Source organism: Nostoc sp., assembly GCF_036917455.1.
Taxonomy (GTDB): domain Bacteria; phylum Cyanobacteriota; class Cyanobacteriia; order Cyanobacteriales; family Nostocaceae; genus Nostoc.
Genome location: NZ_JBALDK010000198.1, coordinates 1 through 16,862 on the forward strand (window position 1 = coordinate 1; position 16,862 = coordinate 16,862).

12 protein-coding genes are annotated in these 16,862 nt (G+C 42.5%); 8 read left to right on the forward strand and 4 right to left on the reverse strand.

The genetic code is table 11. The features are described from left to right. Positions 1-474 precede the first annotated feature (474 nt). From V7K42_RS20445 to V7K42_RS20455, 3 genes are all read right to left on the reverse strand, one after another. On the reverse strand, positions 475-912 hold the full coding sequence (locus V7K42_RS20445) for a nuclear transport factor 2 family protein (protein WP_334919199.1): 438 nt from the start codon (positions 910-912) through the stop codon (positions 475-477). Between the two features lie 236 nt (positions 913-1,148). Continuing rightward, the gene (locus V7K42_RS20450) at positions 1,149-1,523 is read right to left on the reverse strand and encodes a response regulator (RefSeq protein ID WP_334919188.1); all 375 of its coding nucleotides are present in this window, start codon (positions 1,521-1,523) and stop codon (positions 1,149-1,151) included. A gap of 112 nt (positions 1,524-1,635) precedes the next feature. Then, positions 1,636-3,183, reverse strand: a complete 1,548-nt coding sequence (locus V7K42_RS20455; protein WP_334919189.1) for a hybrid sensor histidine kinase/response regulator — start codon at positions 3,181-3,183, stop codon at positions 1,636-1,638. 167 nt (positions 3,184-3,350) lie between these two features. Between V7K42_RS20455 and V7K42_RS20460 the strand changes: the two genes are divergently transcribed. Further along, positions 3,351-3,833, forward strand: a complete 483-nt coding sequence (locus tag V7K42_RS20460; protein ID WP_334919190.1) for a hypothetical protein — start codon at positions 3,351-3,353, stop codon at positions 3,831-3,833. Between the two features lie 484 nt (positions 3,834-4,317). Here the strand turns inward: V7K42_RS20460 and V7K42_RS20465 are convergent, their stop codons facing one another. Continuing rightward, entirely contained in the window at positions 4,318-9,579 is a 5,262-nt protein-coding gene (locus V7K42_RS20465; RefSeq protein WP_334919191.1) for a PAS domain S-box protein, read from the reverse strand. 552 nt (positions 9,580-10,131) lie between these two features. Here V7K42_RS20465 and V7K42_RS20470 point away from each other — a divergent pair. From V7K42_RS20470 to V7K42_RS20500, 7 genes are all read left to right on the forward strand, one after another. Next, the gene (locus tag V7K42_RS20470; RefSeq protein WP_334919192.1) at positions 10,132-10,422 is read left to right on the forward strand and encodes a Nif11-like leader peptide family natural product precursor; all 291 of its coding nucleotides are present in this window, start codon (positions 10,132-10,134) and stop codon (positions 10,420-10,422) included. 216 nt (positions 10,423-10,638) lie between these two features. Next, entirely contained in the window at positions 10,639-10,929 is a 291-nt protein-coding gene (locus V7K42_RS20475) for a Nif11-like leader peptide family natural product precursor (protein WP_334919193.1), read from the forward strand. A gap of 162 nt (positions 10,930-11,091) precedes the next feature. Beyond that, positions 11,092-14,391, forward strand: a complete 3,300-nt coding sequence (locus V7K42_RS20480; RefSeq protein ID WP_334919194.1) for a type 2 lanthipeptide synthetase LanM family protein — start codon at positions 11,092-11,094, stop codon at positions 14,389-14,391. Beyond that, complete coding sequence (locus V7K42_RS20485; protein WP_334919195.1) at positions 14,388-14,711, forward strand: hypothetical protein; 324 nt, start codon at positions 14,388-14,390, stop codon at positions 14,709-14,711. Before V7K42_RS20480 ends, V7K42_RS20485 begins: the two co-directional genes overlap by 4 nt. Continuing rightward, positions 14,708-15,094, forward strand: coding sequence for a four helix bundle protein (locus V7K42_RS20490; protein WP_334919196.1), 387 nt, complete (start codon positions 14,708-14,710; stop codon positions 15,092-15,094). Before V7K42_RS20485 ends, V7K42_RS20490 begins: the two co-directional genes overlap by 4 nt. Before the next feature lie 128 nt (positions 15,095-15,222). Next, positions 15,223-16,662, forward strand: a complete 1,440-nt coding sequence (locus tag V7K42_RS20495) for an NHLP bacteriocin system secretion protein (protein WP_334919197.1) — start codon at positions 15,223-15,225, stop codon at positions 16,660-16,662. 15 nt (positions 16,663-16,677) lie between these two features. Further along, on the forward strand, positions 16,678-16,862 hold a 185-nt coding region (locus V7K42_RS20500), incomplete at its 3' end, for a hypothetical protein (protein WP_334919198.1).

Consider the following 16,862-nt stretch of genomic DNA (forward strand, 5'->3'; position numbering starts at 1 on the left):
TGATGAAAATTCCTGAATCCATTTATGAGCTTGAACTTAAGCCCTGTAAGACATAATTCTCACTCACAAGGTCAAAATGAGCGAACGTCCAGTTATTAGTAGCTACGAGTAATTTTGACGATCCCAGTGTGGTCAGCATCATCATGGTGACAAGTCTATTAATGATGGTGATAGTTATCATTGCTGGGCCAAAGTTTATAGAAATAGACCAAGCAACAGATGCAGAGATCAAACAGGTAGAAGTGTAAACTTGACCGAAAAAAGGCAGAAGGCAGGAGGCAGAAGGGACAGCCTTTGATGCGATCGCGCTCATTACAAGATTTTATAGCTCTGCGTCCAGATGTGCGTGAGGTCAGGAAAGCGTTAGCAGTTAAACTGAACATATCGGGCTAATAGCAACCGCTTCCACGACCTATGACTAGCCTTCGTCGGCACGCCCCAAACTATCTGTTGCTAACAGCAAATTTCAGCATTTTACGATGAGCTATTGCGGAACGCACCATGCACTTGTCGATTGCCACTCATTACCACTACTGTTTGCTTGATCGCATTAACTCGCCATTCTCGATCGACTCGAATCAACTGATGAAGGTAGTTTCCTGCCGTATCAAACCGATCTTGTACAGCTTCAAGTTTAGGATCAACTCTATAAATACAATACGCTGATTTACAATAAGCTACATTTTCTTTGATTGTTACCTCATGATTCGTGCTGATATGCAAAGTCCGTAATCCTGACAATGCATCAACTCGTTGTTGTACATATTCTTCTGCGGCCACTTGTCGAGGTATTTCACCTCGAAAGTCTAAATAATCAATCTCGATTTCATTTGCTAGATAGCCTCGAACTTTTTGCCAATTATTTTCATCCAGTGCATTAGCAAAACCAACAATAATTTCTATAATTTTAATTCACTCAATAATCAAATCGATTTCTGTGTGTTTACACATCTCTACCTAATCAAAAATATTGCCAAAGTCAATTTTTTTAACGAACCGCCAAGGACGCAAAGGACGCAAAGAGAAGAAAAAATGCTTAACTGAACCGTATTGGACTATAGCCTAGCCACACAAAGGCTTTGAGTGTTTTCGGAGATGTCTAATGCATAGCCAGAAGTCTTGATGTAAATTTTTTTGTCCTTTGCTTCTCAGCACCAACCCAGTGCTTCGCTGATTTGCTCTGCTAGTTTTAAAGGACGGAAAGGTTTAGCAAAAACAGCAGCAACATTCAATTCAGTAAAATTTTCTCTTTCCGATTGCTGGACTTTGGCGGTTAATAAAATTACTGGAATCGTATTGGTCGCAAGGTTAGCTTTTAGTTGTTGCAAGGTAGCACGCCCATCCATATCAGGCATCATCATATCTAATAAAATGACATCTAATTTGTAATTGGCAGCTATATTCAATGCTTCCCGACCAGAACAAGCAGTTAACACGTTCCAACCAGCACCCATTTCTAATCCCAATTTAGCGATCGCCTGCACATCTTCTTCATCATCAACAATCAAGATATTTCTGCTCATGCTGATACTCCTGCACTATATGGGTGCTGATTTGCTTGATTATTCTGATAGATATTCTAGAACGCGATCGGGGAAAAGTAGGGGAAAATTAGGTAATTATAAAAGCTGTTTACTATGAAGTTGTTAAAGGTAGCAGCACATAAAAGGTGCTACCTTGACCCAAAATGCTCTCAACCGAGATTTTACCGTCATGTTGCTGTATGATATTCCGGCAAATAGCTAGACCTAAACCTGTTCCTCCTTTATTACGGGAATCGGACGCGTCAACCTGCTGAAAACGCTCGAAGATCATTTGTAATTTATCTTTCGGAATTCCTCGCCCTTGATCTTGGATAGTAAAAAGGCAGTTGGGCAATAAAGTGTCTTTTGTTAAGGAATGCTCATCTCCCAACTCAATACTGTTATGTTCTGTGAGTGTGGCACTAATCCACACAGTATCGCCTGGTTTTGAAAACTTAATGGCATTACTCAGTAAGTTGGTTAGAGTTTGTACTAGGCGATCAGGGTCTGCCCAAAGTTCAATTGCCAGAGGATGAACAATCAACTTGACTTGTAATTTATCTGCCATTGCCTGCATCTCTTCTGTTGCTATTGTCAGTACCTCAGCAGCATTGCACTTCACTTTCCTCATGAAGATTTTGCCAAATTTCATCCGTTCTAAATCGAGAATATCGTTCACCAAACGAATTAGACGTTCAGTATTGGTAGTGGCAATTCTCAAAATTTTTTGTCCCTGTTCGGTCAGAGTTCCCAGTTGTCCAGTAGCCAATAAATCTAACGCTCCCATTGTGGAAGTTAAAGGTGTACGCAACTCGTGACTAACTAAAGAGATAAACTCGTTTTCTAAACGTTTGCGTTCGGTGATATCGTTGGCAATCAATAAAGCACACTGCACTCCAGCCAAGTCAATCAATTCAATGGATAGCAGTATGATTTTGACCTCAAGAGATTTGGTATAGAATTCAAATTCCAGGTTGTAAAGTGACTCAGTATTAGGTAAAAGTTGGATGGTTTGGGTGAGAGCTTCTTTATCCTTACTCAAATCCAGTTCAGAAGCGGTATGTCCAATCACTTCTTCTAGGCAATAGCCACTCATTTTTAGGAAACTGGGGTTGACATCAATGAAGCGCCCTTCCGAAACGGTAGCGATCGCAATTGGATTAGGACTAGAACGAAAGGCTTTAGCAAACTTCTCTTCTGCTTTGGCGCGATCGCTAATTTCCTGCTGTAACCGTTCATTTTGTACTTGGAGTTGTTTTTGCAGTTTCCAAATCATTAAGTGATTTTCAATCCGTGCTAAAACTTCTTCCAATTGAAGAGGCTTGGTGATATAGTCCACTCCGCCAACTGCAAATGCTTTTACCTTGTCTAGCACCTCGTCTAAAGCGCTAATAAAAATTACTGGAATTTCGCGAGTGCGATCGTTTGCCTTAAGGTGTTCACAAACTTGATAGCCATTCATCTCCGGCATATTTATATCTAGCAAAATCAGATCGGGAGGAACTGCATTTGCTCCCCGTAACCCTGTAGAGCCTTTAGTCACGCTACGAACTTTATATCCTTGTTGCGTCAGCATCGCAGATAGGAGGTTCAGGTTCTCCGGTGTGTCATCAATCACTAATATGTCTGCTTTGGGAGAGTTGAGTGACTGGTTAGGCATCGCAATATTGGTTTGAGCCAGAATAAGTTGCTAATTATACATAGATATTTTAACGTTAGTTCGATTCATTAATAACTAGTTAAAAAAAATGCTAATTACCCAATTCTCTCCCCTAATTCTCCCCGATTAATATCTAATCTAAAAAATATCGAATTGGAAGTTATTTTATGATTCACCATATTTCAATTGCTGTTCAAAACCCCCACCACGTTGCTCAAGTTCTCAGTGAAATTTTAAAAGCACAAGCTGTTCCCTTTTTTCCTAACCCAGGCAGCTATATGGTTCTCCCTTTTGATGAATACGGTACAGGTATCGAACTGTATCCTTTAGGCTCTCAGATAGAACCTGGTGACGGTGATGAAGAGTGTGTATTTGTTCGTACTGCCATTACTTCTAAATTTACAGATATTCATGCAGCCATTTCTGTACCTATTAGCCAAGCAGAAATTGAGCAAATTGGTGTCCGTGAAGGTTGGCGCGTCGTGCGCTGTAACCGCGACTCTTTCTTTGAGGTTATTGAATTCTGGATTGAAAATAGATTAATGATAGAACTGCTAATACCAGAAATGGCATTACAGTACTTGAAATTTGCAACTAGGTCAGAAAATTTGAAATATTTTGTAGCAGAACTTCCTGTAGCAACAAGTTAATAAACATCTGAATCTCTTACTACCAAAGTTCTAAGCGGCGAAAGTCACCGCTTGGAGGTTGAATGAACAAGTCTTTTGCTGTGATTTTAGGCACTTATTGATCCCCCCTAACCCCCCTTAAAAAGGGGGGAACCGGAATCAAAGTCCCCCAATTTATCGGGGAGCCACTGCGGTCTTGGGGTCTCCCCAAGTGGAGCATGTGGCGTGGATTTAGGGGGATCTAAAACTTTTGATACCGATAAGAGGACTTTTCAAACATCCTCTTAGACTTGTGTGTTTAAAAACGCTACAATTTTGTGCAAAATTGAATTCGGGCAGTCGTTGATTGAATTCGGGCAACCACCAATAATTTACATAAATCCATTTATTAATATATTTGTAATAAATTGATTGAAGACCACCAAATCTGTGATTTGGTAGGGGCTTATACCCTCTTGAATTACGAATTAATAATTATTTGTTGAATGCAACGCTGATATTAATATTAGCTCTTGATTTTCTCGGTTAAGTCTAGAATTTCATCAAAGCAGAAGCAACGTACTAAATTTGCCAGTTTTTCTGCCCAGACAGAATGAGTTGGAGGAATTTGCTTAATGAGTTGAAAAATTCGTTCAGCATCGATTTCAAAGGCTGCCTGATTAAGTTCTACGAGCCATTCAGTAGGCATAACCATTAGGCAAGAGTGAAGATCCAAGATGGAGGATTGAATATTCTCTGAGTTATTGTCTATTTCAGCTTCGCTGTTTTCTTGTGCATAGATATAATCAACTTGCAAATATTCAGCTATCTTTTCAAAAATCACTTGTTCCCGGAATGGCTTGCGAACCAAGTCATCACAACCTGCGGCTAGAATACTTGCTTGTTGTTCTTCAAATGCGCTAGCAGTCAGGGCAATAATTACGGTATGGGGATTTGCGTTTATACTCCTCTCCCTAGCTCTAATCTCTTTTGTTGCGTCGTAGCCATTGATTACAGGCATCCGCATATCCATTAAAATCAAATGGGGCTGCCAAGTTTGCCAAAAGGCGATCGCTTCTTGTCCGTTAGTTGCAGTTTCCATTTCAAAACCAACACCACCAAGAAGTTGCACAATTAGATCGCGGTTTTCTTTGCGATCGTCCACTACCAGAATACGGCAAGGTAGTTGATCTGCTGCCAGCTTGATCACACGTCCTTTACTCAACTTTGGTACAACTTTCAAAGCTGCGGCTAAATTTACTTGGATGTCAAAGCTAAAAGTAGTTCCTTGCCCCAAAGTACTAGTAAAATCAATATCCCCTCCTAACAACCGCACAAATTGACGGCTGATAGTCAGTCCTAGTCCAGTACCCTCCTTGGTTTGAATACCACTTGTTGTTTGGACAAAAGGCTGAAACAAGTTATCCATTTCTTCTGTTGCTATCCCCCGTCCAGTGTCTTCGACTTCAAATATTAGAGATTGGGAAGTAGCGAGTGCTGAGTTTCCTAAGTTTGGATCGGAGGAAGCTTCCGCTCTAACTTCTCGCTGAGTGTTAGCGGTAGCGGGGTGTTTAGCCCGTGCTGAATGCTGAGTAAGAAGTTCTCCATCTGCTCCTCTGCCTTCTCTTACCCGTAATGTTACTGCTCCAGTTTGAGTGAATTTGACGGCGTTACCTAAAAGGTTGATCAGCACTTGGCGGAGTTTTCCTTCATCTGTGTGAATGTATCTAGGAAGATTAGGAGCAATTTCAAAACTGAGAAACAATTGCTTTGCTTGTGTCCGCACCTGGAACATTTCTTGTAATGTTTGCAATAGAAAATAGAGGTCGAAGTCTTCAGGGTTAAAAATAATTTGTCCAGCTTCAATTTTGGACATTTCCAGGACATCGTTAATCAGGTTAAGCAAGTGTTCTCCACTGCGATTAATGGTAACTAAAGATTCACGTTGATTTGGTTTAAGTGTAGTGTCTCGTTCCATCAACTGAGAAAAGCCAAGAATTGCATTCAAAGGTGTACGGAGTTCATGACTCATGTTAGCTAGGAAAGCACTTTTAGCTCGGTTGGCAGTTTCAGCAGCTTCTTTGGCAATTCTCAGAGCTTCTTCTGCCTGATATCTGGCTCGACCGATCGCAATAATTTCACCTACCAGTTTCAGAAAAGTAATATCTTCTTGGTTCCAAGTTTTACAGAAGTGAGTTACTGCTGCACCAACAAACCCAACCACTGTACCAGAGTGAAGCATGGGTACAGCAATTAAAGACTGAAAGGACATACGTTCAAAGAGCTTTCTTTCTGCTAAATCGGGCGGCAGATTTGATACACAAGGAACTTGTAGATGGTTGCCATGAAGAATCGGCTTGTAAAAATAGGGAAAACTTTCAACAGGCGATCCTGTGGCGACATCAATCAATGGTGGGAAACCTTCATCACACCATTCATGGATTAGGTCAAATCGGCTTTGATCGTCAGAGCATTTAAAGATGCAACTGTGTTCGGCCTCAATAAATTGAGCGATCGCTTGAAGTGTAAAATTAATTGCTGTATCTAAATCTTGGTCAACGAATTGCCGAGAAATACAACTGAGCAAACTTTCTGCTTGAACACGACGGCCAATAGCAACTTCTGCTTGTTTTCGCTCTAGTTCAGCACCAGCACGGGCAGCAAAAATTTTCACAATCAGTTCTCGTGCGGGATCGTTCTTCATTGGTTTGACATCTATCACTGCTAGATGTCCCACAATCTCGCCAGATGAATTGTTCAAAGGAACACCTAAAAAACTCTCGGCATTCATATTCTGCAAAATTATATCGTCAGGGAAAGCGGCTTGTAGTTCTTGAGCGTAGTAACACAAACTACTTTTAAATGTATGCTCACAAGGAGTACCCTGCAATTCGTACTCTAGATTATCTCCAATTGCGTCGCCACACCAAAAAGCTAGGGTACGGACTTTGGTTTTTTCTTTATCTACACATTCTGTGACTAGGGCGTAGCTTACTTGCAGTACATCAGCAAGGTAACGAACGCAGGAATTGAAGAATTCATCACCTGTTTTCGAGGCTGTACCTTCAACAATCGAACGTAAAGCTTGTTCTTGCTGCTTGCGATCGCTAATATCTGTAAACACGGAATCCAAACAGGATTCTTCTGCATTAAAGCGGATTGACAAAAGTAGCCAAACAACCAAACCATCAAAGCGGCGCAGTGCTACTTCAAAATTGCGAACTTCACCATAGGCATCTAACTCTGCTAACATCCGCGTGCGATCGTCTGGATTTACATATAATTCAGTTGTGAAATACTTGTCAATCAAGTCACCAGCAGCAGGAAAACCCAAGATACCAGCACCGCGTTGATTAGCATCCACAATCAATCCATCTGTTTGGCGGGTGCGTAAAATACCTACTTGGGAATTTTCAAAGATGTTGCGGTATTTCATTTCGCTACGACGCAAGGCTTCTTCTGCTTGCTTGCGTTCTGTAATGTCGCGTCCCACACCCGAAATAGCAAGTCCACCATTGGAAGTGTTGATTGTCGAAGTATTAAAGCTGAACCATCGCCAGTTACCGTCTTTGTGCCGCAACCGCATCTCGATACCGGTCAGCTTTTCTCCTGTTGTTTGTAATGCCGAGAGGCTAATTGCTAAATCTTCAGGCTCGACGAACTCTACCAGAGAATGACCTTCTACTTCCGCCAAGCTGTATCCCAAAATTGAGGTTACATTCGGCGAATGGTAGGTAAAAATTCCGTCTGGGTTGAGGACAAATATCAAGTCATTGGCATTTTCGACGATATTGCGGAACTTTAACTCACTCTCCTGGAGGGCTTCTTCAGTGCGTTTGCGTTTTGTGGCATCGGTTCCGACTGAAAGAATTTCTACTAAGTTACCTTGGTCATCTAAAATGGGTTTATTTGCCCAGACTATCCACACGCGATCGCCATTTTTGCACAAGTTCTCATTTTCGTTGAATAGATAGTTTTCTGGGTACTGGCAAATATCAACCATTAAGCTCTGTAAGTCGCGCCCAGAAGTTTCGGTTTCTGGAACAATTGTACCGATGACATTACGTCCGATAATTTCCTCTATATCGAAGCCAAAAAGCCTTCGACCGTAGTCATTTAAAAATATAATGTTACCTTGATCATCCCAACGCAGAATCATGCAGTTAGCTGTTTGTACCAAATCTCGGTACTGTGCTTCGCTTTGTCGCAAGGCTAATTCAATACGTTTGCGCTCACTAATATCCCGCACTATTGCCAAGACGTTTGGCTTACCGTTGTAAGTGCAGATTGTTCCTTTGACTTCCACATTTATCAAAGTACCATCTTTGCAGATATCAACTGCTTGTCCATAAAATTGCTCACCAGATTGAGTTTTCTCAAGAAACTCATAAAAAACTGAATGAGAGTCTGGGTGAATGTAAGTAGAAGGATGCAAAGTGATAAATTCTTCGTAAGAGTAACCATGCATTTGGCAAGCAGCAGGATTAACTTCGGCAACTTTTTGAGTCTCTATATCAGTAATAAATAGTCCATCATTGATAGCTTCAAAAATACTGCGGTATTGCAGTTCACTTTGTCGCAGTGCTTCTTCTGCCCTTTGCCGTTGGGTAATATCGCGGAAACTCCACACTCTACCAATAATCTGTTCGCCAATGTGCTGAGGACAGGAGTAGCGCTCAAATACTCTGCCATCGCGCAATTCTAACAAGTCGTAACTAACTTGCTCTGGCTGGGTGTACAGTTCTCGGACTCGTTGCAAAAAATCATCTGGGTCTTTTAACTGGTTTGCCAGATATGCTAACCGCTTAAAATGATCTGGTTCTGCTAGAAGTTCTTGTGGAATTGACCACATTTCTAAAAACTTTTGGTTGTAGCTGGTGATTTCACTTAAGCTGTTGATTGCTAAAATACCATCTTGAATCGATTCAAAAATAGCGTTTAACAAAGACAGAGAGTTTTCTAAAGCTACTTGCGTTTGTTTGCGTTGCGTGGCTTGCCGATAGGCATCGCTAATATTTCGTCCCAAAACCACCAGCGCCTTACGTCTCCCATTCTGGTAAAATAAGGGAGCTTTAATCATATCTAAACAGCTCACTGTGCCATCAGGACGAGGCACAACTTCTTCTACCCGTTGAACAGTTCTCTGTTGCCAAGCTTGTTCATCCGTTTTGTCACAATTGAGCAAGGCATCGTGATAAAAATTGCTAAATTGCGCCAGTTCTGAGTCAGTTTTGCCTTGATAATCAACGCCTTGTAGCTCCAGAAATTCCAGATTGGCTTGGTTTGACAACAACCATTTTCCTTCGCCATCCTTTAGGCAGATAATATCGGGTGTAGCGTTAATTAGTGTGTGCAATCGCTCTTCAATTTCTTGCAAAGATTCTTGAGTTTGTTGAGCTTGCGTGATATCCCGAATCACTAGTACAGCACATTTATCATCAGTCAGTCCGGTGCAACTACCAGATATTTCTAGTGTTAGAGTACGCTCACCTTGTTGCAACTGATAATTTGTTGTCTTATATTCCCCATTGTGTATTCGGACATCAGGATAGGTCTCTGAAGAAACTGCTTGTCCAGCCTGGGTTAGGGGTAGCAAATCAGTTAACTTCAAGCCGCAAACAGTGCCTTGGAGTTGGTTTACCAGAGACTCAAAAGCAGAATTGCACCATTGAATGCGTCGGTCTTCTCCTACCCAGACTACACCATCAGCGATCGCATCTAATGTGACTTCCATTTTAGCCAAGGTAGCTTCTAATTGCTTGACCTGCTCTAACTGTTTAGCGCTCATCACCAACTCCTTGATGCCTCCTGGATAGATATCAATAGCAACTTTGTATAGCGATTGTACCGTTAGTCCATCATCAGGATATTTAACTACAGGAAAATTACATATTGGCTTTAAATATTACAGCTATCAAGCAGATATCAGCATTATGGAGACAAGAAAGCAGGAAGAGAAGTTTGGAGCAGAGGAAGCCTCCGCTCCAAACTTCGGGGGGCAAAAAAATTTTTTGGGAGCAACGCGAAAAAGTGAGATCCTCGTGAAATAGGCAGGGGAGGCAGGGGGAGCAGGGGGAGTAAAGAGGCATTTTTAGTATTTTTTACTACCGAAACAGACTGCTTCTACACTTATTTCTTTCTCTTCCCCTGCCTCCCCTGCCTCCCCTGCCTCCCCTGCTCACCCATCTCACAAAATCGCATTGCTCCCATTTTTTTCTAATTGCAACTATCTCCCCTAGTTCTCCCCTATTAGTCTCTAAATTGAAATCATGAAAGCAGAGAACACCGCACAAAACAAGCGTAACTCTGCACTAAGTCAACCAAAACGGAGGATACGGATATGCTACAACAAATCAAAGAATTGCTTCAAAACGCACAACTACAACAGCAAGTAAATGCAGCAGCTAACCAAGCAGAAGCCATCAAATTGTTAGCGATCGCTGGTGTAGAAAAAGGTTACAACTTTACAATTGAAAGTGTATCTCAAGTACTGACAGAGTTAACATCTGTGGACTCTAATGAACTGAGTGAAGAAGAATTACTCAGCGTTAGTGGAGGAATGATGCCTAACACTGGTCATGTCCACATGTCATGTTGTACTGATTGTCCCAAGGGAAATGGTCAATGTTGATCTTTGAGCATTTAGCCAACAATATTCTTCATTGAGATTAGGTGTCAGGGAAAAGAGAAGAGTGAGAACTTGAAGTATTAAGCTCAAAGCCTCATTTATCTATCTCGGAACTTAAAACTACTTTATTACTTTCTAAATTCAAATTATCAAAGCAGAGAATGCCACACAAAACAAGCGCTACTCTGCACCAAATCAAGCAAAACGGAGGATAAGGTTATGTTACAACAAATCAAAGAATTACTTGAAAACGCTCAACTACAACAAAAATTAACAGCAGCAGCTAACGAAGCAGAAGCTATCAAACTACTGGCGATCGCTGGTGTAGAAAAAGGTTACAACTTCACAATTGAAAGTGTATCTCAAGTACTGACAGAGTTAACATCTGTGGACTCTAATGAACTGAGTGAAGAAGAATTACTCAGCGTTAGTGGAGGAATGATGCCTAACACTGGTCATGTCCACATGTCATGTTGTACCGATTGTCCCAAGGGAAATGGTCAATGTTGATATTTCAGCATTTAGCCAATAATATTATTCATTGAGACTAGGTGTAAGGGAAAGGGCAAGAAATAACTAATTGTCCCTTTCTTTGTACACATCTGCCCCCCGTTTTGCGTTAGGGGTTCCTGCCATAGACCTCTGCTTTTCTGCCCTTGCCAAGCCAGCATTATGAATAATCCAGTCATCGCCAAACGAGATATCTCATCCTCTAAAGCATTAACAACTATCGTTGCCAACGCCAGTTTTTTCTGGGAACGCCTCGATACAGAACGATTTATAATTGACATTGATTCGGTTAATGAAAAAGAAATTCAGCCTCGGCTCGATCGCTGGTGTCAAATCGTAGGCGACTGGAACACTTTATATAAACGCTTACAGTGGGAAAACTTAGACCTTGCTAACATTCGCCCTCGCTTGGGAAGCATCAGCTGGAATCCACAAGCACCATTGCCAGCATGGGCAGAAACTTTGCAGCAAATTATGCAAATGGCAAGGGAATTTGGATCTGCACTGGAAATAGATTTACCAATTAATCCAGAAAATCCGATTCCCTTTGAAGATATCTTGCTGCCTGCGATCGCAGTTGCCAGACAGCAACTTTTGACTCGACTTGGTTCTGAACTAACTGAAGACAGCTTACCCTTATCAGTCCTTTCAAAAGCTGCTTACCGGGAATTAGAGCGCAGTTTGCTACAACGATTGGCAGAACTTTGCACCAAGACGCTGAATTTGGAATTTTCTCAAGTTCGTCCATTTGGGAAAAACTTGCTCAACTTGCTAGGAGTATCAACAGAAAAAAGCAACAATAAAACTCATTATAATAAGTTTGTCAATCAACTCCTAGAAGATGGATTGTTGAGTCTATTTAATAAATATCCAGTACTCGGTCGATTAGTTGCAACAGCAGTCAGTTTTTGGGTAGAGTCTGCCACCGAATTTATCCAACGTCTGGCTGAAGATAAAGCAGATATTCAGCAAATATTTAGCTCTAAAAATGATAGTTTAGGTAAAGTTAGCGAAATTCAAACTTCCCTTTCTGACCCACACAAGCGTGGGCGAACAGTTATTTTGCTCACTTTTGAGTCTGGACTCAAACTTGTATATAAACCTAAAGATTTAGGATTAGAAGTTGCTTTCAACCAATTTTTAGATTGGTGCAATCAACACAGTCAGCTTCTAGATTTCAAAGTGATCCAGGTACTGAACCGAGATAATTACGGTTGGGTAGAATATATTACACATCAACATTGTAATGATGAAGCCGCTGTAGAACGTTTTTATCAACGGGCTGGGATGTTGTTATGCGTGCTTTACGCTTTGCGAGGAACAGATTGCCACCACGAAAACTTAATTGCCAGTGGCGAACATCTGGTGTTAGTGGATATGGAAACTTTGCTGCACCATGAAGCGAATTTGATCGAAAACTCACCAAATGCCCCAGACTTTGAGACAGCCGCAGAACAGCAATTCTGGGAATCTGTGTTACGCACTGGGCTTTTACCACGTTGGGACTTTAGTAGCGATCGCCGCATTGCCTATGATGTTAGCGGACTAGGTAGTACAGATTCTCAAAAAATTCCTTATAAACTACCTAGTTGGCAGCAAATCAATACAGACGATATGCATCTGCAATATAAGTCTGTAACCATGTCCGTGAAGAAAAATGTGCCGCGCTTAGGTGAGATTCCCTTGTCAGCCAGCGATTATCAAGCACAAATTACTGCCGGATTCGAGGTGATGTATCGCTTTTTGATGATGCATCAGGATATATTACTGCTTCCTGGAAGTCCGTTAACTGCAATGCAGAACCAGCAAGTCCGGTTTGTCTTCCGCAACACTCGCATCTACAGTGCCATCTCACAAAAAACTTTATCACCCGATTACCTCAAACACGGCGCAGATTATAGCATTGAATTGGATCGCCTCAGTCGTGCCTTTTTGGTTGCTCAAGACAAACCCAATGCTTTACCGATTTTGAGTGCAGAACTCAAAGCAATGGAACAACTAGATATTCCATTTTTCACGGCGAATGCTGCTAGTGATGAACTGAGTGTGAGCAATGAGCTATCCATTCCCCAATACTTTAAGCAACCTAGTTACCAGCACGCCCTGAATCAGTTACAGGCAATGGATGAAATTGACCTAGCTCGACAAACAGCGATTATTCAAGGCTCATTTCATGCTAAGGTAGCGCAAACTCCCAGCCAAGACATTCAGCGATGGAATACCGAATCGTTACCGTTGCTGAGTTCGGCAGAATTAATTGCCGAAGCCAGTGCGATCGCCACTGAATTGGAAAGGACAGCTATACCAGATCCGGATGGCAGTGTCAACTGGATTGGGTTAGGTTATGTGCATGAAGCAGAGCGATTCCGATTGCAAGTTTTAGGCTACAGTCTTTACGACGGACGCACTGGAGTTGCCTTGTTTCTCGCGGCACTCAGTCAGGTAACTAATGACTCACATTACCGTGATTTAGCATTAAAAGCACTGCTACCGCTACGGCGGCAGATCCAAACCTTGAACTTAGAATCTCGGCAACTTATGGCTCGCCTCATGGGTATCGGTGGCGGGACAGGCTTGGGTTCGATAATTTATGGCTTGGTGAAGGTGAGCCAATTTCTCAAAGATGAGACGCTATTGCCAGATGCTCAAGAATTAGCTGAGTGGATGACACCATTGATTGCTGCGGATAAAAAGCTAGATATCATGAGTGGATCAGCTGGAGCCATTCTGGGGCTGTTGTCCCTTCACAGAGTAACAAAGAATGCAACAGTTTTAAAGAAAGCGATCGCCTGCGGAGAGCATTTGCTCAAGCATCGAATCAGCTACGAAAATGCTCCCAAAGCTTGGCAGACTCTAAGTGAAAAGCCCTTAACTGGGTTCTCCCACGGAGCAGCAGGAATTGCCTATGCTTTGCTGCAACTCTACAGTGTGACTCAAAATCAAGCTTACTACGAAGCAGCACTCGAAGGCATTGAGTATGAGCGTAGCGTCTTTAGTGAATCCCATGCCAACTGGCCTGATTTTCGCAGCGTGGAACCCAATCAGCCGCCAAGCTTCCCGGTTGTCTGGTGTCACGGTGCAGCTGGGATTGGGTTGGGGCGTTTAGGCTGCCTCAGACTTGGGGAAATTCCCGGAATTGAACGCGAGATTGAAATCGCTCTGCAAACCACCCAGAACTATGGATTAGAAGCCAGTGACCACCTATGCTGTGGCAATTTGGGTCGAATTGAAACGCTGTTAGTTGGGGCGCAACGCTACTCTCGCTCTGATTTGCGTCAAATTGCCCTCCAGAATGCCACAAATGTCGTAGCTAAAGCCAAACGAACAGGAGCATATCAAATGTTCGTTAATTTGCCTAGTTCAGTATTCCACCCCAGTTTATTCCGAGGTACAGCAGGAATCGGCTACGAGTTTTTACGGTTAGCCACCGATGATTTACCTTCAGTACTGTTGTGGGAATGAGTTTAGGGGAGGCAGGGGGGGCAGGGGGAGCAGGGGAGGCAGGGGAGGCAGGGGAAGCAGGGGAAGCAGGGGAAGCAGGGGAAGCAGGGGAGGCAGGGGAAGCAGGGGAGGCAGGGGAAGCAGGGGAAGCAGGGGAAGCAGGGGAAGCAGGGGAAGCAGGGGAAGCAGGGGAAGCAGGGGAAGCAGGGGAAGCAGGGGAGGCAGGGGAAGCAGGGGAGGCAGGGGAGGCAGGGGAGGCAGGGGAAGCAGGGGAGGCAGGGGAAGCAGGGGAGGCAGGGGAGGCAGGGGAGGCAGGGGAGGCAGGGGAGGCAAGACAATGACTAAAGAAGTTATTAAAGACCATAAAGACTTGGGAATTTATAAAATTGCCTTTGAAACAGCAATGAAAATTTTTGAGCTATCAAAAAAGTTTCCTGTTGAGGAACGATATTCTTTAACTGACCAAATTCGTCGTTCTTCTCGCTCTGTGTGTGCGAATATGGCAGAAGCTTGGCGGAAACGCCGTTATGAGGCAGCGTTTGTAGCTAAATTGAACGATTGTGAGGCTGAGGCATCTGAAACTCAAACTTGGATTGAATTTGCCGTCAAATGCAACTATATAGATGTGCAAACAGGACGAGAGCTTTACGCAAGTTACAACCAAGTTTTATCTGGTCTAGTAAATATGATTAATCATCCATTACCTTGGTTGATGAATCGTTAATCTCCCCCTGCCTCCCCTGCCTCCCCTGCCCCCCTGCCTATCCATCTCTCCCCTAGTTCTCCCCGATTTCACCATAATCTTAGAAGTCGAGAAGAAGGCTCTAAGCGGTGTCAGCAAGGAGAAGAACAATGCAATTAAAACATAGCCACATTTTCCGCCAAGAAGCGTTAGATCGCTTATCTTCACCAGAACAACTGGATCAAGCAATAAATGTGGTCAAGCCTCAAGCTTGGCTAACTTTATCTGCGATGAGTTTTGTGGTTGCTGTAGCTGGTGTTTGGAGTGTATTTGGTAAAATTCCCCTGACTGTTACAGGTCAAGGTATCTTGATTAAACCGCATCATGTTGTGGAATTTCAAGCACCTAGTTCTGGGCCATTATTAACTCTCAAGGTCAAGCCAGGGGATATTATTAAACAAGGTGATGTACTAGGTATTATCGACCAATCGGTGCTGAAGCAGCAATTACAGCAAGAGCAAGTAAAGTTGCAACAACTCCAAACTCAAAATCAAGAAACTGACAGGTTCCAAAAGCTGCTAATTGAGCAACAAATTATCACTCTTGGACAGCAGAAAATGGATTTGGAAAATAATCTGCGTCGAGAGCAAACTGCGCCCAAATTACGCGATCAAACCCTCAGAGCGATCGCCCAAAAACGTCAAAGTATCAATTCTCGCAAGCAACAAATTAATTACTTACTGAAAACTTTACAAGGACGGGTTGATAATCGTCGTCGTCTTTTTGAGGATCATGTGATCAACCAAGATATGCTGGTGCAAGCTGAACAGGAATACTTCAATACTCAAGCAGAACTATCTGATATTGATGTGCAACTAAAGGATCTAGAAATTCAAGAAACCACTACACAACGAGAATATCTAGAAAATCTTAACAGAATTGACGAAATTAAAACTAAAATTAAAGACCTGAATACTCAAAATACTAAATTACAAGAACAAGACTTAAAGCAAACAATTGACAAAGCCAATCAAATTCGAGAAGTAAAACGCCGAATTGCCCAATTAGAATTGCAATTATCTCAAGAAAGTAGAATCATCAGCAAATATAATGGTCACATTCTGGAACTAAGTGTTGTCCCCGGTCAAATGATGAATCCGGGTACTCGCTTGGGGTCAATCGAAGCTGAACAGCCAAATTCAAAACTTATGAGTCTTGTTTACTTTGCTAATAAAGATGGTAAGCAAATCAAGGCAGGGATGTCTGTACAAGTGACTCCCAGCTTTGCCAAACGCGAACGCGAAGGTGGCATTGTCGGAACCGTTGCAAATATCTCTTCCTTTCCGGTAACTACACAAGATATTGCAGCGCTCATAGGTAACAAAGAAATCGCCGCAAGTATTGCAGGTCAAGGTGAAGGAAAAGTACAAGCTCTTGTGCAACTAGAAGAAAATAATACATCAATTAGTGGCTACAAATGGTCATCCTCTGATGGATCAGCCGTAAAAATATCCTCTGGCACAACTACTTCTGTTCAAGTCAAAGTTGGAGAAAAAGCACCTATTTCTTATATTATTCCTATGCTACGCTCTTGGACGGGGATTTATTAAATTGGGGATAGGGCATTGGGGTTAAAACTTGAACCTTCACCCTCAGAAGTTCAACTTTCATCCTCAGAAGTTCAACTTTCATCCTCAGAAGCTCAACGTTCACCTTCAGAAGCTCAACGTTCACCCTCAGAAGCTCAACGTTCACCCTCAGAAGCTCAACGTTCACCCTCAGAAGCTCAACGTTCACCCTCAGAAGCTCA